The organism is Actinomadura rugatobispora, assembly GCF_042656285.1.
GTDB classification, from domain to species: Bacteria; Actinomycetota; Actinomycetes; order Streptosporangiales; family Streptosporangiaceae; genus Spirillospora; species Spirillospora rugatobispora.
Genome location: NZ_JBHSON010000209.1, coordinates 1 through 3,127, shown reverse-complemented (window position 1 = coordinate 3,127; position 3,127 = coordinate 1). Strand labels below are relative to the sequence as shown.

Here is a 3,127-nt window from a genome sequence, read left to right as displayed (position 1 = left end):
CGGGGACTACTGGGTGCGGAACCTGCGCGAGAAGGTCCGTTTCCACGACGCGGTCCGCAACCTCGTGGCAGAGGGGTTCCGGTGCTTCGTCGAGGTCAGTAGTCATCCGGTGCTGACGCCGGGGATCGAGGCGGCATGCGAGAACGCCGAGGTCACCGCGAGTGTCGTGGGCACGCTCCGGCGGGACGACGGCGGCGCCGCGCGCCTGCTGCGTTCCCTGGGCGAAGCCTGGACGGCCGGGCTGCCCGTGACCTGGCCCATCACCCCCGGCCAGCCGATCGACCTGCCCACCTACGCCTTCCAGCGCACCCCCTACTGGCTGAAGGACACCTCGCCGCAGCGGGCAGGGGACGGCGGTGGCCTGGACGAGACGTTCTGGTCGGCAGTCGAGGACGCCGACGTGGACGCGCTCGCGGCCGGGCTTGGCGCCGACCCGTCCGTAGTTCAGGACCTGCTGCCGGGACTCGCCGCCTGGCGGGGCCGGCTGGCCGCCGAATCCGAAGCCGACGCCTGGCGGTACGCCGTGGAGTGGCACCCCCTGGGCACCGGTTCGGGCTCCGGCCGGCTGTCCGGGACCTGGCTGGTCGTCCGGCACGAGGCCGGCGCGGACGCCCAGGCGGAGGAAACCGTGATCGACGCGCTGGCGCGCGCCGGCGCGCGGGTCGCCGAACTCGACGCCGCGGGGCTGGACCGCGCCGCCCTGGCCGCCCGCCTCACCGAGCTGGGCGAGGCGGTCCGGGGGGTGGTGTCGCTCCAGGCATGGCGCGCCGATGACGGGCCGGTACCGGCGGCGCCCGGCGTGACGGGCACCCTGCTGCTGATCCAGGCGCTCGGCGACGCCGGTGTCGGTGCCCCGCTGTGGTGTGTGACGCGCGGCGCGATGCGGACGGGTCCCGGCGACCCGGTGGCGCACCCCGCCCAGGCCCAGGTCTGGGGCCTCGGCCGTGTCGTCGCGCTGGAGCACCCGGAGCGCTGGGGCGGCCTGGCCGATCTGCCCGCGCGGGTGGACGAGCGGGCCGCCGACCTGCTCGCCGGGCTCCTCGCGGGCGCCCACGACGAGGACCAGGCGGCCATCCGCGAAACCGGCGTCCACGGCCGCCGCCTCGTGCCCGCCGGTCTCGGCGCGGCCCCGGCCGCGCCGGCCTGGCGGACCAGCGGCACCGCGCTGGTCACGGGCGGCACCGGGGCCCTCGGCACGCTGCTGGCGACCTGGCTGGTGCTGCGCGGCGCCGAGCATGTCGTGCTCACCAGCCGCCGCGGCCCGCAGGCCGACGGCGCCGCCGAACTCCGGGACCGGCTGCGCGAACTCGGCGCCACCTGCGCCGTGGTCGCCTGCGACGTCACCGACCGCGCCGCGCTCGCCGAGGTCATCGCGGCGCAGACCGCCGACCATCCGCTGCGGACGGTCGTGCACGCGGCCGCCGCCCTGGAGATCGACTCGCTGGCCGCGACCACCCCGGCCGAGTTCGAGCGGATGATGAGCGCCAAGGTCGCGGGTGCGGTGCACCTGGACGAGCTGACCGCCGACCTGGAGCTGGACGCGTTCGTCCTGTTCTCCTCGGTGGCCGGCGCCTGGGGCAGCGGGCAGCACGCCGCCTACGGCGCGGCCAACGCCCACCTCGACGCGCTCGCGCAGCACCGCCGCGCCCGCGGCCTGCCCGCCCTGTCGGTCGCCTGGGGCGTGTGGAGCACGCCGGGCATGTGGGACGGCGCGATGATCGTGGAAGGACTGGTCGTCGGCGAGCGGCAGACAAGGCACGGCCTGCCCCCGATGGACCCCGACGTCGCGCTGGCCGCGCTGCACCGCGCGCTGGACCGCGCCGAGACGACCCCGCTGATCGCCGACGTGAAGTGGGAGAACTTCGTCCCGCTGTTCACCATGGCGCGGCCGAGCCGGCTGCTGTCCACGGTGCCCGCCGCGCAGCGCGTCCTGCGCGCCGGGGCGGAGCGCCCGGCCGCCGCGTCGGCGCTGCACCGGAGGCTGGCCGCGGTGCCGCCGGAGGCCCGGGAGCGGATGGTGCTCGACCTGGTCAGGACGCACGTCGCCGCGGTGCTCGGCTACTCCGGCGGCGACGAGGTCGATCGGCGCCGCGCGTTCCAGGACATCGGCTTCACCTCGCTGTCGGCGGTGGAGCTGCGCAACCGGCTCAACGAGGTCACCGGCCTCAGGCTGCCCGTCACCGTGATCTATGACCACTCCTCGGCGGAGGACCTGGCCCGCCACCTGCTCGGCGAGGTGCTGCGGCCGGAGGCGGCGGAACCGGACCGGGCCCGCCCCGCCGCGGTCACCGACGAGCCGGTCGCGATCGTCGCCATGGCCTGCCGCTACCCCGGCGGGATCACCTCACCGGAACGGATGTGGGAGGCCGTCTCGGCGGGCCGGGACGCGATCAGCGGGTTCCCGCCGGACCGCGGCTGGAACCTGGACGACCTCTTCCACCCCGACCCGGAGCACCCCGGCACCTCCCACGTCCGGCACGCCGGGTTCCTGCACGACGCCGGGGACTTCGACGCCGGGCTGTTCGGGATCTCGCCGCGTGAGGCGCTCGCCATGGATCCGCAGCAGCGGCTGCTGCTGGAGATCTCGTGGGAGACGTTCGAGCGGGCGGGCATCGACCCGCTGTCGCTGAAGGGCTCCCAGACCGGCACCTTCATCGGCGCCAACCCCGCGCCGCAGGGCGGCGGCGGAGGCGAGATCGCCGCCGAGCTCGAAGCGCACATGATGACCGGCAACCTCCCCAGCGTGCTGTCCGGCCGCGTCTCCTACGTGTTCGGGTTGGAAGGACCTGCGGTCACGGTGGACACGGCGTGTTCATCGTCGCTGGTCGGGTTGCATCTGGCGGCGCAGTCCCTGCGGTCGGGGGAGTGCGATCTGGCGCTGGCGGGCGGCGTGATGGTGATGGCCTCGCCCGCCGGGTTCGTCGGCTTCTCCCGGCAGGGCGGGCTGGCGTCCGACGGCCGCTGCAAGTCGTTCGCGGCGGCCGCCGACGGGATGGGCTTCGGCGAGGGCGTCGGGCTGGTGCTGCTGGAGCGGTTGTCGGACGCCGAGCGCAACGGTCGGCGGATCTTGGGGATCGTGCGTGGTTCGGCGGTGAATCAGGATGGTGCGTCCAATGGGTTGACGGCG

General features: G+C 75.3%; 1 protein-coding gene. It reads left to right on the top strand.

The window, feature by feature from the left end; genetic code table 11:
* Positions 1-13: 13 nt before the first annotated feature.
* On the top strand, positions 14-3,127 hold a 3,114-nt coding region (locus ACFPZN_RS55815), incomplete at its 3' end, for an SDR family NAD(P)-dependent oxidoreductase (protein ID WP_378293507.1).